The sequence below is a fragment of the Ruegeria sp. YTSC004 genome, assembly GCF_059609805.1.
Genome location: NZ_JBXWMJ010000001.1, coordinates 344,897 through 364,099 on the forward strand (window position 1 = coordinate 344,897; position 19,203 = coordinate 364,099).

The window sequence follows — 19,203 nt, forward strand, 5'->3', positions numbered from 1 at the left end:
CCGACATGCACGTCTTCAGAAGTATGGTCATCGACAGTGACATAAACAGAGTCTGGGCGGCCGTTCGCGCCTTTGACGGTGTAGTGCATTGGAATCCGGGCGTGGTAGGTGTTGGCCTGGAGAACGGATCACCGACCGCCACCGGCACCATCCGCAAACTGGACATCGCCGATGGCACAGTGTTCCGGGAAACCTTGTTGGCCCATTCTGATACCGATCATTCCTATACCTATGACATCCTCGAAAGTGCGCTTCCCGTGACCGGGTACGTGTCCACGCATCGATTCATTCCGATCACCCATACACGCCAAACTCTGGGCATCTGGGAAAGCCATTTCGACTGTGCCCCCGGGGTCGCTGATGAAATGGAAAAAACCGTCGGCGACGTGATCTATATCGGCGGCATGATCGGACTGAAGCAATTCCTGAAGGAGACTGAGAATGGCTGACACCCTTGCCCCTCGCGCCGTGATTGGCGTCATGACGCCTGCGATGAATACTGTCGTCCAGCCGGAGTTGGAATTGCTTCGACCGAAGGGTGTGACCAACCAGATGCAGCGCTTTCGTTTGGGGGGCGATGCGGTGTCGGATGACCTGCCCGACGAAGCGGCAAAGTTGATGGACTGTGCGCCGTCGGCAATCGCCGTCGGTCTGACAACCGACGCAGGGCTCGGTGGGCCGGACAAACTGAAGGCGCGGTGCGAAGATATCGCACAGCAGGTCGGCGTGCCGGTGATTGGCGCTTCGCAAGCCGATTATGCGGGGTTGCGCGCCCTTGGGGCGACACGTGTTGGCATTGTCACGCCGTTCAACGCTGAAATCGATGCTGTGGTGAAAGCAAACACTGAAAACGCCGGGTTCGAGGTGGTCGCGATCAAGGGCACCGAAGCGCCCACGCTTCCTGCCATCTGAGAAACTCCGTTGGAGGATATCCGGTCCGTCTTTGCTGAGGTCGCTTCCTCGGATTGCGACGTTATCCTTCAGGTCGGGACCGCGCTGCCCGTGGTGGCCATGATCGGCGCGTTGGAAGACACCCACGGCAAGCCAATCGTGGCCTGCAATGCGGCGGTCTATTGGCATTCGCTGCGCGCCGTCGGCATAACCGATCCGATCACTGGTTTTGGAAGACTGTTGGAGTCGCACTGAATGCAAAGCCATGCAGAGGTTGTTGTCATTGGCGGAGGCGCAGTTGGTGCTTCCATCCTGTACCATCTGGCTAAGGCAGGCATCACCGATGCCGTTTTGCTTGAAAAGAATGAACTGGCTGCGGGGTCGACGTGGCATGCCGCGGGCAATATTCCCACCTACGCTAACTCGTGGTTGGGCATGCGCGCCGGAAACTATGCCTGGCAGCTTTACAAGGAGCTTGCCAAAGACCCGGTCACGCCGATCACCTATCGGCATACATCCGCTATCTGGCCTGCTCACACGCCTGAGCGGATGCAACTATTCCAACACCTGTGCGGTGTGTCTCGATCGGCGGGGTTTGAACTGTCGATGCTGACGCCGTCGCAGATTGAAGAGATGCATCCTTATTGGCAGGCGGATGATACAATCCATGGTGGGATATTTGATCCCTATGAGGGCGACATCGATCCCAGTCAGTTGACCCAGGCACTAGCCAAACACGCCCGTGACTTGGGTGCAAAGGTTCATCGGTTCACGCCGTTCACAGGATTGCGACAGCATGCGTCGGGGGAATGGGTGGTTGAAACATCGACTGGCGCCATTGCCGCGGGAACCGTGATAAATGCGTCGGGCTCAAGCGGCGGACGGATTGCGGCAATGGCAGGGTTGCACGTGCCCGTCGTCACTCTTGAACACCAATATATGGTGACATCGCCTCTTGCGGTTCTCGGGAAGGACACCGACCCGTTTCCTTTGATCCGAGACCCCGACATGCGCTTTTACCTCAGGCGCGAACGAAACTCCTTGTTACTCGGGTCCTATGCCCACGAAGGCCGCCCTGTCTGGCAAGATGGGGTGCCCCAGGACTTTGACCATCAGTTGTTTGCAGATGATATCGACGGGATGATGGCGGTCTTCGAAGCGGCCTCAGTCCATGTGCCTCTGCTTGCCGAAGCAGGTGCCCAGCGTTTCGTTAATGGCCCGATCCCCTATTCGCCTGACGCACTTCCCCTTGTAGGGCCCGCCGCAGGTGTTCGAAACTTCTACCATGCGACAGGCGTTCAGATTGGCATCACGCATTCAGCGGCCATTGGCAAAGCCATGGCCGAATGGCTGACGACAGGCGAAACCGAATGGGATCTGTCCGCCTGGGATCCCCGCCGGTTCGGGTCATGGGCCACGCAAGACTATGCAGCGGCACGCGCGTCCGAGCATTATGACCTGCAATATGCGATCCCCTATCCTCATCGTCTTATGGATTCTGGGCGACCGCTCAACAAGACCTCGCTCTATAAGCAACTTGTCGAACAGGGCGCGGTCATGGGACAAATCGGCGGCTGGGAACGGGCATTCTGGTTCGATCTGGGCAAGACAAACGATCCAAGCGCTTTGAGCTTCGGACACGAGCCTTGGCAGGATGCCGTGCGGATTGAATGCGAAACGGTTCGTGATCGAGTCGGGATCATGGACCATGGCGGCTTCACAAAATTCACCCTGGATGGGCCCGACGCGGCCAAGGTGCTTGATAAAGTAGTCTGCGGAACGCTGCCGCCCGTCGGTCGGGTGCGTCTGTCCTATATGCTGACACCCAAGGGACACATATGGTCAGAAGCGACAATTGCCCGTTTGGCCGACGACAGATTTCTGCTGTGTGGCCCTACCCTGGCTGTTGATCGAGACTTCGACTGGATTGCGACCGCTTGCGGCGATGCCGACGTTCGTTTGACCAAGGGTTGCACTCGCGATGGCGCGCTTTTGGTGATGGGTCCGAAATCCCGCGATCTGTTGCAGGGCCTCACTGCCGATGACCTGAGCGCGGCCAATGCACCCTGGATGAGCCTGGCCGAAATCGAGATCGCAGGTATGCCGGTCACGGCCATGCGGGTCAGCTTCGTGGGCGAGTTGGGTTGGGAGCTACATGTCGCCTCGTCAGATCTGGTGGCCCTTTACGATGCGATCTGGACGGCGGGCAAGCCGCATGGCATCTGCAATTTCGGTTCTTACGCGCTTAATGCCATGCGCGTCGAAAAGGGGTATCACGGCTGGGGCGCGGACTTTGGCGTTGAATACACGCTGTTCGATGTTGGTCTTTCCAGGTTCGCGAACATGTCCAAGCCTTTCACCGGTCGACAGGCCGTTGAAGAACAGGCAATGCAGGAAGCTGCATGGGCCTTTATCGGGTTGGAGATCACCGATCTCGGGCCAGAGCCATTGCCATCCGACCCGATCATCCGAGAGGGGCGGGTCATCGGTTACTTGACGTCGGTCTCGATGGGCTATCGAACCGGCAAGTTGTTGGCGCTCGGCTATGTTGAAAATGGTTCGCTCGAGATGGGAGAGGACTGTTTGGTTCAGGCTTTCGGCGAGATGCGCGCGGCAACGCGTCATTCTCACCATGTGTACGATCCAAAAAACGAGAGGCTCCAGTCCTAACCGAACCCGCCGTTTGCCGAAGACCACCGCGCAAGAGCTTGGGCGACTTCCAGAATGGGGCCTGTGCCCCTGTCTTCGGATCGTATCATTGCGACCCAAGGCACCTCGATTCCGTCCTTGCCGACGCGCAGGCCGATTATACGTCCAGCTTCGATGGCCGGGCGCACGGCCCAGCCAGCAAGCACGCTGCTGCCCTGACCGGCGGCCACAAGCTCGACGATGGCTTCGGGCATCTCGACCGTTGTGGTCCAGCGTGGATAGCGCCCGGACGGGCGAAACAGCCGGGCAAATTCACGATCCGGCTCAGGGGTCAGGGCGTAAGTGATGAAGTCTTCCCCTTCGATGTCTTTGCCTTCGATATGAGTTTTTGCGGCAAGCGGGTGATCTGGTGCGAAGATGAACAGCAACTCGTCCCTGAACAGTGGAATACAATGCGTTCCAATGGGCGTTGCCTCCTCTGACGTCACAATGATGTCGGCGTGCCTGTTTGCAAGTGCGCCAACAGGTTTGCGCGTCACGCTTGCCATGACCTGAAGCTCAATTCCAGGTAGCCGCGTTTGCAGATAGCGGATGAAATCGGGCAACCAATACGACGCGCTGTAGGTTTCGACCGCGATGCGCACGACATGCTCCACACCGCGGTCCATTCGCCGAACATCGCGCTCGGCCCGGTCCATTTCGGTCAGAACGCGATCCGCGACATCGGCAAGATATTCCGCCGCCGGGGTCATGCGCAGGCGCTTGTGGATGCGTGTAAATAGAACCAGATCCAACCGTCGTTCGGCTTCTTTGATGCGATGCGAAAGAGCCGACGAAGTGACCCCTAAAGCCTCGGCCGCATCGTTGACACGCCCGTGTTCGGCAATCGCGCGGATCATCTTCAGATGACGCAAATCAAGAAAGGGGCCTTCTGCCATTTGAACCTGAGCAGATTTCACATAACGGGTGATTTTCTTTATCGCTATTCATCATAGGTCAAGTCGAAACTTTGATCGAGTGAGACCGTCCGTTTTAAGCCTCGGACGAACATTCCAGCATCAACATGCTTGCGCCCTTTTCTCGGGCTGCGTGCGTGGCACAAAGATCCGTGCTACCAGCGTCGATGATGATGGAGCACAGGCGCTTATTCCTTTGCCCCATTCTGCGGTGCCCTGAACAGGTCTTTGCGCAGCGTCATCAGCGCGCCCGGATCGATCTTGGCTTGAATAATTGTTGTTTGTTCCGATGTAATTGCCTCTTGTAGGGCGGGGCCCATACCGCCGGGGCCGTCAACCCAGATGCCTTTGCCACCGCAGAGTTCGGCGAATTTGTCAAAGCGGGGGCTTTCAATTTCCGCGCCCAGAAGACGCCCGCCGTAAAACTCTTGCTGATAGGCTTTCTCAGCGCCCCATGCCTCGTTGTCGAGCACTACGATGGTGATCGGGAGCTTATGCGAAATGGCGGTTTGAATCTCGATCATAGTGTAGCCAACAGCACCGTCGCCCATGATCGCGACAACCGGGCGCTCAGGGGCCGCGGCTTTTGCGCCGATCGCTGCGGCAAGACCAAAGCCAACAAGACCAAAATCCAGCGGTGTGATCAGTGACATTGGTTCGTAATGGGCCAGGCGATCCGCGGCCTGCAGGCAGGTGTTGCCGGTATCAAGTGTAACAATGGCGTCTTCAGGCAAGGCATTGCGCAGCTCTGCCAAAGCGCGGCGGGGGTGCAAGGGCAGCGTTTCGATTACGGCCTCTTTGGCCCGTTCAGCCCAAAGACTGTCCATATCCGCCTTGAAGCTCTCGCGCCATGCGTCGCATTTTGGCTTCCGGCCTGCCTCGGTCAGCGCTTCGGCCGTAAGGCGCGCGTCACCTTGAGCCGCGATTTCAGCAGGGAAATAGCGACCAACGGCAGAGCCTTCGACATCAACATGCGCGATGCGAGTATCTGCACCGACGTAGTCGTTGGAATGGAAGGTGGAATTGAAGCCAAGGCGAGCGCCGATCACGACCATCACATCTGCTTCTCTCGTCAGACGGCTGGCCACGCGGTTGCCGCGCGGTCCGGCTTGTCCGGCAAACCAGGGGTGGCCATGGCGCATCACATCCGCATGGCCGGTCGAGGCCACAACGGGCACTTCAAGTGTTTCTACCAGCACGGTCAGCGCGTCACGACCCGCGCCCCATTTGAAGCCACCTCCGGCAAAGATCACTGGGCGTTCTGCCCCGGCCAGCAACGCGGCAATGGTGGTGACGTCAGCAGGCGCGGCCGGACCCGGGCGCGCAATCCGTAGCGGTCTGGGATCAATGGCGGGGATTTTTTCAGCAAAAAGGTCGCGTGGGACATGCAGCACAACGGGGCCTCGGCGACCAGTGTTGGCCAGACGAATGGCATCCTCAAGCATCGGAGCCAGCCTCGAAGGATCAGTTACCATCACCGACCGCTTGCAGATCGGCGCAAAGACGGCGACCTGATCGACCTCTTGAAACGTGTCCTTGCATTGATCTGCACGGGTGATCGCACCCGCAATGACAACCATCGGAGAATAGGCTAGATGCGCCTCGGCCACGGCAGTCACGATATTCACCACGCCGGGACCGGCCTGCGCGCCTAAAACCACGCCTGGCTTGCCGGTCATACGCGCCCAAGCATCGGCCATGTGACCCGCCGCGCGTTCATCGCGCGCACCGACATAGGCAATCTCTCCGCCCTGATATATCGCGTCATAAAGTTCCAACATTGATCCACCCAAGAGGCCGAACACAGTGTCGATCCCATTGGCCTTCAAAACGCGATAGACGGCCTCGCCGCCGGATATATTAGTCATCTCTCAGTCCTCGGCTCTTGGGCGCAGGTTGTCGGCATCAAACAGCGGGGCGTCATGTATCGTCACCGGATAAGCTTCATTCAAAATCTGAATCGTAAGATTTGCGCGCGGCGTCCCTTTCTTTACAAAGAGCCACCCGAGCGATTTGCCCACCGTGTAGCCGTAGCCACCCGACGTGGTCAGACCTACGATCCGGTCTTTCAACAAGACCGGCTCTCCGCCATGAACATCGAGACCGTCAGCATGAAGCTCTGCATAAAGCAGCTCCCATTCCGGATTACAGGCCAGCATCGCGTCCTTGCCGATGAATTCACGATCCTTGGCCACGATGAACCGTTCAAGCCCAACATCCAGCGGTCCGACATCAGTCGTCATTTCACCGCTGGCGCGATAAGCTTTTTCCATCCGCAATCCGTTGAAAGCATAGGACCCCAGATCGGCCAGTCCAAACTTGGCACCTGCCTCGAACAGAGCGTCATAGATGTCTGCAATGCGCTCCAGTGGGGCGTGAAGTTCCCAGCCCAATTCTCCCACGAATGAAACGCGCAACGCATAGCAGGGCACCTGGGCGACCGTGATTTCCTGCCCTGAAAGCCATGGGAAAGCTGCATTGGACAGATCGGCCTCTGTCAGTTCAGACAAAATGCGCCGCGAAGCAGGGCCTGACATAGCCAGCATTCCCCAATCGGCGCTGTGATCAACAATCTGCACGTCTTCACCCGGCTGGATATGGCTTTGTATCCAGGCGAAATCCGGGTTAGCGCGAGTAATGGGGGAGCCTGTGAAATAGCGATCCTTATCAATACGCCAAATGGTGATCTCAGTCTCGAAACGGCCCTTCTCGGTCAACAAATGGTTGAGGCTCATCCACCCGTCTTTGCGGGGGATACGGTTGGCAGACAAGCGATCCAGCAGTTTGCCCGCATCCTTGCCGGTGATCTCGAATTGGGCGAATGCGCAAAGGTCGATCACACCAGCGGCTTCTCGGGTAGCTTTTGCCTCGGCCAGCGCATTCTCATGCCAGGGCTGACGGCCCCAACCGATTTGCTCAACTTCACCGAGATCCCCGAAGTAACGCGGACGCTCCCAGCCTGCAATCTCACCAAACACTGCCCCTTTGGCAGCCAGCCGATCATAGAGAGGATGCCGGTTCACCGGGCGCAAGCTATTGAACTGTTTTCCGGGGCACGGCGTGTCATGACGGCGCATGAATTCGTCTTTGGTGCGCTCAACGATGTAATGATCCGATGCAAAATCTCCGTAACGGCGGGGATCAAGGCTGCGTGTGTTGATCGAGGTTTCGCCGTGCACCATCCAGTCGGCCAGTACTTTGCCAGCACCGCCACCCCACGCAAGACCAATGGATGAGCCACAAGACAGCCAGACATTGGGCGCACCAGAAGGCCCGACCAGCATTCCTCCATCCGGCGTATGGGTGATCGCGCCGCGCACAACGCGTTTGATCCCAAGCTCGGCCAGGATCGGCATCTTTTCGAAAGCAACCATCAGGAAATCGCCAATTGAGTCGTAATCCGCAGCAAACAGCTCGTTCTCGGCAGCCCATGGCGCGCCTTCAGGCATTTCCCAAACGGTCGGGCACACATGGCCCTCGTAAATACCAATCAACCCGGATTTCTGTTCCTGCCGGATATAGCCACCATAAGAGTTGTCGCGCATCACCGGCAATTCCGGGCGGCCTTCGAATTCGGGCACTGTGTCGGTGACAAGGTAGTGATGTAGGCAAGAGACCGAAGGTATCTTGAACCCGAACCATTCGCCGACCTGATTGGCGTAGGATCCGGCGGCAATCACGATATGCTCGGCCGATACGTCGCCCTTTTGGGTCTTGAGTAGCCACATATCGCCCCTGCGACTGGCGCCCAGAACCTGATTGTGCCGCTCGATCTTTGCCCCTCGTGCACGGGTAGCAGCGGCCAGTGCCATGGTCACTCCAGACGGGTCTATATGCCCATCCTCATAGGTTTGTACGGCAGCTTTTACATTATCTACATTGTAGAACGGGTTGCCTTTCGCAACCTCATCCGGCCCCACCAAATCCATCGGCAGATCCAGCAATCTGCCGACGCCCATGATCGACTTCATCCAGTCGACTTCATCATCGGTTGTGGCAATGCGGAACCCACCGACCTCATGCCAGCCGATGCTTTGCCCCGTTTCCAGCTCGACACGCTTGTAGGTCTCGATCGATGTCTTGTTGATCCAGCCTGCAACACGGCTGCCCACGGCATGGGCAATTTGCCCTGCTGCGTGCCATGTGGACCCGCTGGTCAGTTCAGCCTTTTCAAACAGGATCGTGTCGGTCCAGCCATTTTCAGCGAGTTGGAACTGAGCCGCAACGCCCATAATACCGCCGCCAATGATCGCAACGCGGGTCGTGCGTGTCGTCTGCGACATCAAAACGCCTCCTTGGCGGGTTGTAGCGAACATTTTGCGGAATAGCGGGTACAGGCGATTTCCACCTCGAACCCCGTCACAACGTCTTGCCCCGCAATCAGGTCCAACGGCGCGTTTATCATCGCCAGCGCAGCAGAGCGGTCAAAACGATAGCTCCACGCCGCAGAAGTTATCTGTCCAACGACGCGGCCATCATAGTAAATCGGTTCATCATGAATCGGGATCGCGTTCGGGTCATCGAACATAAGCGAAACGATCCGACGCTTGGGTTGACCCGCTTTAACCAACGCCTCCTCACCTACGAAGCCGGTGCCAAAAGCACAGAACGCACCCAACCCGGCCTCTTGCGGCGTTGTGCCCGGTGTCAATTCATGGCCGAAGGCACGAAACCCACTTTCGATCCGCAAGCTGCCGCTGGCAAAGAGGCCCGCATGAGAGGCACCTGCTGCGACAAGCGCCTCATGCGCGGCCATGGCCATGTCAGCGGGAACATAAAGTTCATACCCTTCTTCACCGGTAAAGCTCAGGCGACCGGCCCAACCGCTCGCCAACCCGATCTCGACCGGCGCAAAACCAAAGCGTTTGAGGTCAGGTACTTGCGCATTGCTGGTGGCCTGCAATACGTCGCGCGCTTTAGCCCCGGCAAGGCCAATCACGGCATAGCCGCTTGTCACATCGGTAAACTCGACACGGAAGTCACCTTTGGTGTCGCGCATACGTTTCGTGACTCGCACAACTTCGCCCGCGCCGACAATCATCAGATAGGTCTCCGGGCCATGACGTTGCACGGTCAGATCGCTTTCAACACCACCTCGCGTATTCAGGATTTGGGTATATGCGATGCGCCCTTCGGCGATGTCCATCTGCGCGGCACATAGCCGGTTGAGAAAGGCGCAGGCGTCCGGCCCCTGTATCATGATCTTGCTAAAGGCGGATTGATCCAGAATGGTTGCGCCATTGCGGCAGGCGTCTACTTCCCGCTTCACCTGACCGCGCCATTTCGGTGCGGCGAAGGTGAGTGGCAGGTGCGTTGCATCTCCACCAAAATGCACGGCGCGTTCCCAGCCCCCTCGCGCCTCAAAACGCGCGCCCGCGGCCATCAGCCCCTGGTGAATTGGCGAGCGGCGCTGACCGCGCGCAGTGTCCATTGACCGGCCCGGATAGGGATTGTCGTAGTGCCGACCCAGCACCTCGGGAATGCGGGCTTCTAGCGCGCCCAACACGTTCATTTCGGGACTGAAACGGCGTATATCAGCTTCGTTCAGTTCCATCGTCGGCTCACCCGCGATGATCCATTCTGCCATCGCCTTGCCCGCGCCACCAGCCAAAGCGATCCCCGTAGAGTTCATGCCCCCCAACAAGAACAGGCGCGACACCTCTGGGCTTTCTCCCAGCATGAACTGGCTGTCGAGTGTGAAGCTTTCGGGGCCGTTCAGCAGCATCCGCACTTCGGCGGTTTCCAGAGCGGGAATGCGGCGCAGCGCATTCTCCATCATCGGCATGAAGTGGTCCCAATCCTCATTCAGCAGATCGAATGAAAAATCCGCAGGCAGATCACGCGTAGAAATGCCCTTGGCATGGGGCTCAAACGAGCCGACCAGCAAGCCTTCAACATCATCGCGGGCATAAAGATAAGCGTCCTGATCGTTCAGCGTTGGCAGATGCATACCTTTGCCAAGCGCCTGTACCTCGGCCAGCGGCTTCGTCAGAATGTAGAAATGCTCGCAGGCATAAAGCGGCATATGCGCACCAGCCATTTCGGCCACTTCGCGCGACCAGAGACCGCTGGCGATCACGACCTCTTCGGCCTCAATCACGTACTCACCGATTTCGACGCCCGAGATGCGACCATCTTTCTTTTGCAACCCGGTCACACGGGTGTCTTCGAAAAATTTCACACCGCGCGCCTTGGCTCCTTTGGACAACGCAAGCGCCACATCAGACGGGTTCACGCGCCCATCAGCAGGCGACCAAACGGCACCGATCACGTCGTCCACTTCGATCAACGGCCAAAGTTCTTGTGCGCGGACGGCATCGACCACCTCGGCCTTCAGCCCAAAAGCACGACCAAGCGATACCTGCCGTTTGATGTTGGTCAGCCGGTCCTCATTGGTTGCCAGCGTCAGCGATCCCGTTTGTGTCCAGCCAGTGGCTTGTCCGGTCTCAACTTCCAACTCGCCGTAAAGGTCAATCGAGTAGTTGATCAATTTCGTCAGTGTCGCCGACGGGCGCAAACGCCGAACCAGACCGGCGGCATGCCATGTGGTGCCTGACGTCAGTTTCGAACGTTCCAGCACCACGATATCTTTCCGCCCTTCGCGGGCAAGGTGATAGGCGATCGAACATCCTATGACGCCACCGCCGATGATGACGGTGCGGGCGGAGGACGGGAGGGTCATAGCAATGCTCCGTCGCGGATCATGTCCGACAAAGTGTCGTCAAAGGCCAAGAGCGCTTCATCAACCAGTTCGGGTGTATGCGCGGCTGAGGTCAAACCAGAAGTATAGGCCATCATATCCACGCCGCGCGTCAGCATGCCGTCGCGATAGGCTTTGACCAAGGGTTTCGGTAGCCCCCTAATTTCAGCAGGGCTAAGTCCATCTAGACTGCTACGGCCGAAAAACACGTGGAAAACCGAACTGTCGCCATAGGCAGTGCCCGCGATGCCCCGCCTCTTCATGGCGGCATTCATACCATCGCGCATGCGTGCGGCCATTGTATCGGCATGCGCCTGCGCCTCGCCGCTGGCCAAGAGCGAAATCGCGGCACAGGCAGCAGCCGCAATCAGGGGCGAGCCGTTAAAAGTGCCCTTGTGGCTGACCGCAGGCCCAAACCCGCCTCGCACGGTTGCATTGTTCAAAAGCTCCATGATTTCGGCGCGACCACAAATCACGCCACCGGGCAAACCGCCTGTCGCGATTTTTGCCAAAGTGGTGAGGTCAGGTACGATCCCGTCGCGTGCCTGACGCCCACCAGGCGACCAGCGAAATCCGGTGATGATCTCATCAAAGATCAGCACAACACCAGCGGCACGCGCAACGTCGTGCAGCGTCATCAAGGTATCGGTGGCCAAGGGGACGCAGCCATAATTCGCGCCCGAGGCTTCAATGATTACCGTGCCAATACGGTCATCCCGTAGCGCGTCTTCCATAGCCTGAGGATCGGCTGCACAGATATGGATCAGATCGTTGATGGCATCCGGGATACCCAAAGACGGCGCCTGATCGCTGCCCGGCCTTGCCCCTTTCAATGCGTGATCATGCCAGCCATGGAAATGTCCCTCAACACGCAGCACGTGATCCTTGCCCGAATATGCCCTCCCAAGTCGCAGTGCCAGCATCGTGGATTCCGTACCCGATGCGGTGAAACGTGTGCGTTCGGCAGAAGGAATTAGCCGGTTGACCCACTCGGCCCACTCAATCTCCTGGGTGTGGCAGTCCGCGCTGAAAATCGAACGTTCGGCCTGTCTCTGCACCGCTTCGACAATTGCCGGGTGACAATGTCCTAACATCTGACTGGCGCTGCCCATTTTGAAATCAATATAGCGGCGTCCTTCAACGTCCCACTTTTCGGCACCTAGCGCGCGATCAATGAATATTGGGTGCGGATCACGAAATCGTAGCTCATGGCTGACACCACCTGGCAGGCTCGCGCGCGCGCGGGTGCTAAGATCTTGGTTCATCATTCCGGCCGTCCGATTTGTGCCCGTGTCAGGCGGATATCAAAATTCATCCTAAGCGTGCGATCCACTTCGTCCGGCAGGTGGCTGGGAAAATACGTACTCAGGATCTCTCTCGCCTTCTCCCGCGCAACGTCGCCAATCCGCTGAGCACCATCATCTTGCCAGTCGCGAGGCGCGCGCCGATCGCCGATCTCGGGATAGAAGTAATCTGACTTCATTCGGCCGAATGTGTGTTGCTCACCCAAATAATGCCCTTCACCCCGACAGACATCTGCGATGACATCAGCGGCGATATTTTCGGGTGTTGCTTCGACGCCGCGTACAGTGCGCAGGATGTTACCCAAAAGGTCATTGTCGCTGACATAGGCCGCGTGGCTCACCCCCAAAAGGCTCGACATCATACCGGCAGCCTGGGTAATGATATTTGACCCGGCATGCGCCGCCATTGTCACCGCCAGCGATTTTTCGGCCCCGTATTGGGCATCCAGCCGTTTTGCATCTGTGATCCCGGCAATCGAAGAGGTCGGCAAATCCCAACGCCGTCCCATCTGCGCCGCACCAGCCATCAGGATGGCCTGTTCGCCTCCGCCGCCGCTCATCGACCCGGTGCGCAGGTCGGCCACAAGGGGTTTAGGGGCAAAAATCGCCTTGACCTTTGGATCGACCAAACGCGCAAAGACCAGCCCAGCCAGCGTTTCCGCTACCGCCTGCACCAGCGATCCGGCAATCGTTGCCGGGCTGGTGGCCCCGGCCTGTCCGGCGCTGATCAGCTGCACCGTGAACCCGGCCTTGATCGCCAACTCCAGAACCTCACAGGCTTCTTCGGCAAAACGCATGGGCGGAACCACATGGCACACCATGATCGTTAGGAAGGGACGGGCACGAAATGCCTCTTCGCCACCGGCGATTTCATAGCAAAGCTTTGCAATATCGGCGACGTTCTGCGGCTCGGTAACCGAAATCGAAACGTGCTTGGACGTGCCCGTAAGACAGGCGTAAGCGGTGTTCAGATCCATCGACGCGTTGTCTTCGACATCGCGTGCCACAACCGATCGGCTAAAGTGGTGAATATTGTCCATCCGGTCCACGATCCGCGCTGCATCGTAGAGGTCCTGCAATGTCGAATCTCGATATTCATGAGTGTCGAGATCAAACACGCCAGGCGCCGCGCCGCCGGTAGACATATGCACGCGGGCGGCTTCAATCTTCAGGTCGTTCTCGGGACGCTGGCCACATAAGGTGAACCCCCGCTGCGCTCCGTCCATCGCCCATTTCACCAGCGCGCGCGGGAACAACAGCCGACCATCATCCGTCATGGCCCCGCCAGCAGCAGTGACTTTTTCGATCATCGAGGGAATGGCCTGACTAAGCCCCAGATCTTCAAGAAGCTTATATGCGGCTTCCTCGACCATACTTTCTTCGTCAGGCAAGAGCGGTTTAAGACGCCCACCAATCACCCCTGGCCATACCGGTGGCTGCGGGCCAGTCTCCGAGACTTGCTTTAAGCGGTCTTTACGACCGCGCCGACGGTTTGCCATGGTCATCGATTCATGAGCTCAGGTTTATGCAGCCCTATCCTGCACCGGAAATAGCAGAGTTTACAAAAGCAACATTCTCAGCAATGAATGAGAAAAACTCATCTATTGGATTGCCGTGACAGCTTCTCTTACAGCTTTACGTGCCTTTGACGCCGCCGCCCGGAACGGCAGTTTTCGGGCAGCCGCGGCGGACCTAACTGTGACCCCGACTGCGATCAGTCATCATATTCGCGGATTGGAGGATCAGTTTGGCGTCAAGCTATTCAGGCGGGAGGGTCGTGATGTCACCCTGACAGCTGAAGGCAGGCGCTTGGCCCATGCGACCAGTCAGGCCTTTGGCCTGTTGGACAGTGCAGTTCAATCCATGCATCGAAGCGCACTCAAAGCGGTGCGAGTTTCGGCGGGACCGATCTTTATGGCGCGCTGGCTCATGCCACGGATTAGTGATTTTTGGGAAGCCCATCCCGAGATCGAATTGGAAGTGGTGCCAGCCCTTTATCCCGGCGCGCATGAACGCGAGAATGTCGATATCATAATCCGCTGGGACCGCATCGCCGACACGGCAGAAGATGCAATCAAGCTGCTTGAGCTTAGCCCGGTCGCCATAGCATCCGAAGAATTTGTTATTACACGAGGACCTATCGATCACCCAAAGGATCTATTGACCTTGCCCCTTTTGCATCAAAGAAATCACTGGGGATGGCGGGACTGGTTTGAGGCAATGGGCGTTTCAATAGCCGACCTGCTCTATGGGCCGATCTTCGAGGACGCAAACGTGCTGCTGCGCGGCGCTGCCGAAGGCCAGGGAGCAATCATTGGCTGGCTTCCACTGATCGACCAGGATCTGGCGGAAAATAGAGTGGTTCGGATTTTTGATGAGCGTATCAACCCAACCCATGGCTACTTTATCGATGTCCAGCATACCAGCAGAACCCGTTCTGAGGTTCGAGAAGTTGAGGATTGGCTTGTCACACAATCATAATTGACAAATGCATCAGTTGTTGAGTGAGAGGCAAGCTTGTTTTCATGAAGCTGTCGATCTGCACTTGAGCGCGACATCGAATGACAGAATTGGTGATTATGGCCACAACGCAACGATGAGTGTGCTGCCTTTTCGAACAGATGCTGCGCCAGCAAACACCCTGAAGGACAACGGCAACATTGTCTGCAAGGCGGACATTCAGCGGAATTAACCGAATGTCTGCTTCGAGCCCAAAGTACCGGAGGCGGCATAGTCGACGAATATCTGCTCTTCGGAACCGCTAATCCTGTTGTTCATTGTCATCGATTCGGCAACGCTACTGGAGTGCTGGAAATCGATCCGGCACTCCAAATGTCAAACAAGCGATCAATCGGGACTTAGGTTCATCGATATCGCCTGAAACGCCGACAGCATCTGCAGCTCGGTTTCGACGTTTTCGTTGTACTCGGGGTATGCCGAGTTCATCGCGATGACCACGCCCCTCTCTGGGTTGATGTACAGGAATTGCCCGTAGATACCGATGGCGGAAAACTCGTTTCCATCTCGGTTTGTCGGAATCCACCACTGGTTTTTGTACCCCAGGATGAAGTCCGTTTTGTCGTGCTCACCTGGCTTAGACTGTTCGGTGTCTGTTGTGACGGATTGGCGCAACCATGCTTCCGAAACGACACGTTCACCCGTCATGGCAACACCGCCATTGAGCACCATCTGTCCGACCCGTGCCAAGTCGCGCAGTCGAAGATTTGCCCCACCATAGGCCATTGGCTCTCCAGCACTATCGACCAGCATCTCTCCGTCGGCTTCCGCGCCAATCTTGCTCCATAGCTGGTCTTGGAAAAAATCGGCATACTCTTGGCCGGTTGCACGTCGCAAAACCCAGGCGAGAACCTGCGTTTCAATACTGGCATACTGATTGAAGGTGCCGGGTTCGCGTTCGCGCACCATTGTCGTTGCAAATTCGTCGAGTGATCCACGCAAAGTCGCGACGACGGTTTGCACGATGTCCGAGTTCAGGTCGTCATAGTCTTCAATGTACCGGATGCCCGACGTCATATCGAGCACTTGCTGCACGGTGACGCCATCGTACCCGGTGTCTTTCAACTCGGGGATGAAGTCCGTCACCTGAGCGTCTAAGTCCGGCAGATGCCCCTGATCGTATGCAATGCCGACCAGGATAGACGTCAAGGACTTGGTGACCGACATTTCGATGTGAAGGCTCTCAGCACTATTGCCGCGCGCGTACTCCTCGTGAACCATTTTCCCGTCATGCAGGATCACCAAGCCTGTCCAGTGAATTTCCTCGAAGACATCCTTTGATTCCAACGTCTTCCCTTCGTACTCATACGTTGCAGGAATGACCTCTCCTCGATCCGTGCGCTCGAACTCGGCAACAGGCCCAGAACGTTTGATCGTAACTGAGGGATAATTCTTGTGGAGCGACCGGAAGTTCTCGTCGATGGTGTCCGGCTCGAAAACGGCCGAATAGGCTACAAGCGCGCGGATATCTTGAATCTTGTTCCAGAACACAGCTCCGCCGATAAGGGCCAATGCCAAGACGGCAACGGCCCCTCGTTTGATCCACTTCATGATGGTCTCCTTGGATTGTTAGTTAACAGACCCTGACTGCAGCATGTCTCGCGCGAGACGGCGAAAAGCCTCGGGGTCGTTTGGTTTGAAGTTGATGTCTGAGAAGAAGCTGGCTCCGAACGCCATGGCGACGACGCCATAGGCGCGGTCAAAGCAGTCATCCTCATTGAGGCCCGGCCTCTCGGCACACATATGAGCCACGATTTCCTGGCAAACTCGGTGATAGAGGTCGCGCAGACGGGTCTGAATGCGCTCATCACCGGCGGAATAAGGCCACAATTGTTCCACCATTGCATTCAATTCGGGATCGGCCATCAACCCGTCAAAGAGGAGGTCGAGGATATCATCGACCTTAACTGCCCCTTCTTTGATCTCTTGGAGGCCAGCGAGTTTAGCCTCACCACGCTCTAACATACGATCGAATAACAGAAGGATCAGCTCACTCTTGTTTCCAGCAAAATACCGGAGCAAGGGACGCGGCAGGCCAGCCTCAGCCGCAACTTTTGCGAGGGTCAGCTTCGCAATCCCATCGCGAATGACAATGCGCTCCAAGGCGTCGAGGATCTGGCTCTTCCTTTCCCTGTCCTTTTTGGGTCTGGCCATTGGGTCACCTGTTCAGGGATTCTTGTCGTATTGACAATAAACGATATGCATATAACTTGTCACCTTGACAAGAATAGCAGTTCGTTACCGAACGTCATTTACTCATGGTGAAGTCGCTCCAAGCCTGATCGGAGAGTATCGGCACTATGGCCAACACCAACCGGACATTGGAGCAGCCGCAGCGAAATGGCGCTTTGTTCGCACAGCAGACACTTGTCGCGATTTAGCGAACGACGGCTTAGAGCCCAAACTGGACACTGGTTCGCTACGCAGCATTGATCAATTTGGACGGCAACCGGACATTCTCTGCAGGCGCAAATTGGAGAGCCTTCCTATCGCTAAGCGATCATTCGGCTCCAACACGGTGCTGTTTGTCGGATCAACCCCAACATCTTTCTGGCCTAAGCGCTGTCGCCAACAACCTGAAAACCGCTAAAATGAATTTTCCTCACAGTTCATAAAGCGATGTGGTGCTCACCACACCACCCCAGATCATGTTTGGCCAGTTCAAAGATTGGAGACACGTTGCCATCTGCTACGACAGTAACCTAATGGCCTTCCGTTCTGCCCTAGCACTCCAGCAACCGTTATTTATTGGCTATTCGGCCTAAAACTATCTTGGATAGTACTACCCCAAACCCATCGCAACCAAGGGCAATAATACACCCGACATGGCTATCGATACACCCATCGGATAGCTGGCTTTTGGTCGCAATGCGAGCCAGCGGCATTCCGGAAATCCAATTATCGAGCGGCTTGTGATCACAAACAGCATGCCCACGGCCATGGACAGGGTGAAAGTGTAAAAGAACAGCAAAAGAAAGTAGCTGGGCACAAACAATGTCAGCGCGGCGATTGCCTTTACGTCCCCTCCACCCCACAGGCGTAGCGTGAAACCAAGAAAACCAACGACAAAAACGCCAACGCCGAAGACCGCGCGGTACACCGTCTCGTGCAACGATAGAAACACGGGCGCGGAGAGGACAAAAGCGGCGAGCATCATCAGCACCAGCTTATTGGATATCCTGAGGTTCTTCAGGTCATTCCATGCCATTGCGGCCAAAAGCGGAGTAATGACGATCAAAGGGGCGAGCTGCGCGACTTCAGGCGACATTTTCGCTACCTGCAGTCGGCGATTGGCGCTTGACCATCGGGGTCAGCAAATCATGAATCAATTCGGGTTGAGATGACGTTTCTGTTTTCACGTAGATATTGCGAAGATGTGTACGCAGTGTCGAAATTGAAATCGACAACTCGGACAACAAGGCATTGTTGTTTAATCCCCGCGCCAATAACAGGCAAACCCGATATTCCGAGCGACTCAGCCGACAAGGGTTGTCCAAAGACAAAATGCTTTTTGGTTCTTTCTTGATAAGCTTTCGGCGCGTGTTTTTCAGCTTCGCTTCGGAAAACCGACCAAGAGATCTTTTCTTCCAGCAATCCGACAGAACATGGCCCAGAACGCTCAGAATATCTACCACGGCCGAAGAGATGGGGTGGCTGAAATGCAATTCCAGAAAGTCGGCGACACCATTTTGCCTTTCCAGCAAAATGGAAACGGACTCGTAAAATCTGCGGAACGCATAGAACTCTGACAGATGTTCATATTCGGAAAGGTCATCGAGGTCGCCGAACCAAGCCGACCCCAGTTTGGCCCGGCTCATGTTGTTGCCGCAGATGGCAGGCGCGATGCAGAAGTCGAAACCGCTGAAACTGTCCGGCGTCTTGTGATTGGCGTCGTAGCTCACCACTTTTGCCGAATTCTGATTGCCTTGCAGGTCGACCCGGCTGATTGCAACCACTTCCGCGTCAATTGCGCGAGCCGTTTCACGCAGTGCGTTTAGCAGTGGAACTTTCCCCTGAGAGGCCTGGCAAAGGACCGCCACGACCCTAAGAAGTTCTGAAGTCGGTGCCATTGCATCTGGCGCGAAACGATGCGCCGAAAACATACCATTCATACCGTTTAATACTGACCGAAACCCGATCAACCCTTTCGACAAACGCCCCCACCCGTCGATTGTGTCTCGATTTT

15 protein-coding genes and 1 pseudogene are annotated in these 19,203 nt (G+C 56.7%); 6 read left to right on the forward strand and 10 right to left on the reverse strand.

Annotated elements, in window-relative coordinates; translation table 11 throughout:
* The first annotated feature begins 5 nt into the window (after window positions 1-5).
* Genes AC2FFP_RS01725 through AC2FFP_RS01740 form a run of 4 tightly spaced genes read left to right on the forward strand, consistent with a single transcriptional unit; the run spans window position 6 to window position 3,561 of the window.
* A complete protein-coding gene (locus tag AC2FFP_RS01725; RefSeq protein WP_496777846.1) occupies window positions 6-449 on the forward strand; it encodes an SRPBCC family protein in 444 nt (147 codons plus the stop codon).
* Window positions 442-912 carry an aspartate racemase/maleate isomerase family protein gene (locus AC2FFP_RS01730; RefSeq protein WP_496767761.1) on the forward strand — a complete coding sequence of 157 codons (471 nt, stop codon included), beginning with the start codon at window positions 442-444 and terminating at the stop codon, window positions 910-912. The genes AC2FFP_RS01725 and AC2FFP_RS01730 overlap by 8 nt, the downstream gene beginning before the upstream one ends.
* Window positions 913-921: 9 nt before the next feature.
* The gene (locus AC2FFP_RS01735; RefSeq protein WP_496767759.1) at window positions 922-1,146 is read left to right on the forward strand and encodes a hypothetical protein; all 225 of its coding nucleotides are present in this window, start codon (window positions 922-924) and stop codon (window positions 1,144-1,146) included.
* Window positions 1,147-3,561: a GcvT family protein gene (locus AC2FFP_RS01740; protein ID WP_496880649.1), complete on the forward strand. Its 2,415-nt coding sequence runs from the start codon at window positions 1,147-1,149 to the stop codon at window positions 3,559-3,561.
* On the opposite strand, the gene AC2FFP_RS01745 is transcribed toward AC2FFP_RS01740, so the two are convergent.
* From AC2FFP_RS01745 to AC2FFP_RS01770, 6 genes are all read right to left on the reverse strand, one after another.
* A complete protein-coding gene (locus AC2FFP_RS01745) occupies window positions 3,558-4,478 on the reverse strand; it encodes a LysR family transcriptional regulator (protein WP_496724186.1) in 921 nt (306 codons plus the stop codon). The two genes, AC2FFP_RS01740 and AC2FFP_RS01745, sit on opposite strands and share 4 nt — an antisense overlap.
* 206 nt (window positions 4,479-4,684) lie before the next feature.
* A complete protein-coding gene (locus tag AC2FFP_RS01750) occupies window positions 4,685-6,364 on the reverse strand; it encodes a thiamine pyrophosphate-binding protein (protein ID WP_496880650.1) in 1,680 nt (559 codons plus the stop codon).
* A 3-nt stretch (window positions 6,365-6,367) separates the two neighbouring features.
* The gene (locus tag AC2FFP_RS01755; RefSeq protein ID WP_496880651.1) at window positions 6,368-8,779 is read right to left on the reverse strand and encodes an FAD-dependent oxidoreductase; all 2,412 of its coding nucleotides are present in this window, start codon (window positions 8,777-8,779) and stop codon (window positions 6,368-6,370) included.
* Window positions 8,779-11,178 carry a GcvT family protein gene (locus AC2FFP_RS01760; protein ID WP_496843597.1) on the reverse strand — a complete coding sequence of 800 codons (2,400 nt, stop codon included), beginning with the start codon at window positions 11,176-11,178 and terminating at the stop codon, window positions 8,779-8,781. Before AC2FFP_RS01760 ends, AC2FFP_RS01755 begins: the two co-directional genes overlap by 1 nt.
* Window positions 11,175-12,464 carry an aspartate aminotransferase family protein gene (locus AC2FFP_RS01765; protein ID WP_496880652.1) on the reverse strand — a complete coding sequence of 430 codons (1,290 nt, stop codon included), beginning with the start codon at window positions 12,462-12,464 and terminating at the stop codon, window positions 11,175-11,177. Before AC2FFP_RS01765 ends, AC2FFP_RS01760 begins: the two co-directional genes overlap by 4 nt.
* On the reverse strand, window positions 12,461-13,999 hold the full coding sequence (locus AC2FFP_RS01770) for a trimethylamine methyltransferase family protein (protein WP_496880653.1): 1,539 nt from the start codon (window positions 13,997-13,999) through the stop codon (window positions 12,461-12,463). The genes AC2FFP_RS01765 and AC2FFP_RS01770 overlap by 4 nt, the downstream gene beginning before the upstream one ends.
* Before the next feature lie 115 nt (window positions 14,000-14,114).
* Here AC2FFP_RS01770 and AC2FFP_RS01775 point away from each other — a divergent pair, with 115 nt between their 5' ends.
* Window positions 14,115-14,981 carry a LysR family transcriptional regulator gene (locus AC2FFP_RS01775; RefSeq protein WP_496843600.1) on the forward strand — a complete coding sequence of 289 codons (867 nt, stop codon included), beginning with the start codon at window positions 14,115-14,117 and terminating at the stop codon, window positions 14,979-14,981.
* Window positions 14,982-15,347: 366 nt separating this feature from the next.
* Here AC2FFP_RS01775 and AC2FFP_RS01780 read toward each other — a convergent pair whose 3' ends face one another.
* Both AC2FFP_RS01780 and AC2FFP_RS01785 read right to left on the reverse strand, forming a co-directional pair.
* Entirely contained in the window at window positions 15,348-16,568 is a 1,221-nt protein-coding gene (locus AC2FFP_RS01780) for a serine hydrolase domain-containing protein (protein ID WP_496845397.1), read from the reverse strand.
* Between the two features lie 18 nt (window positions 16,569-16,586).
* A complete protein-coding gene (locus AC2FFP_RS01785; RefSeq protein WP_496845398.1) occupies window positions 16,587-17,171 on the reverse strand; it encodes a TetR/AcrR family transcriptional regulator in 585 nt (194 codons plus the stop codon).
* A 488-nt stretch (window positions 17,172-17,659) separates the two neighbouring features.
* On the opposite strand from AC2FFP_RS01785, the pseudogene AC2FFP_RS01790 reads away from it, so the two are divergent.
* Window positions 17,660-17,772, forward strand: a pseudogene (locus AC2FFP_RS01790) (IS5/IS1182 family transposase); the annotation flags it as partial.
* A 27-nt stretch (window positions 17,773-17,799) separates the two neighbouring features.
* On the opposite strand, the gene AC2FFP_RS01795 reads toward AC2FFP_RS01790, so the two are convergent.
* Together AC2FFP_RS01795 and AC2FFP_RS01800 are read right to left on the reverse strand one after the other, a co-directional pair.
* Complete coding sequence (locus AC2FFP_RS01795; protein ID WP_496724163.1) at window positions 17,800-18,285, reverse strand: prepilin peptidase; 486 nt, start codon at window positions 18,283-18,285, stop codon at window positions 17,800-17,802.
* The gene (locus AC2FFP_RS01800) at window positions 18,275-19,087 is read right to left on the reverse strand and encodes a helix-turn-helix transcriptional regulator (RefSeq protein ID WP_496768970.1); all 813 of its coding nucleotides are present in this window, start codon (window positions 19,085-19,087) and stop codon (window positions 18,275-18,277) included. The genes AC2FFP_RS01795 and AC2FFP_RS01800 overlap by 11 nt, the downstream gene beginning before the upstream one ends.
* Window positions 19,088-19,203: the final 116 nt, after the last annotated feature.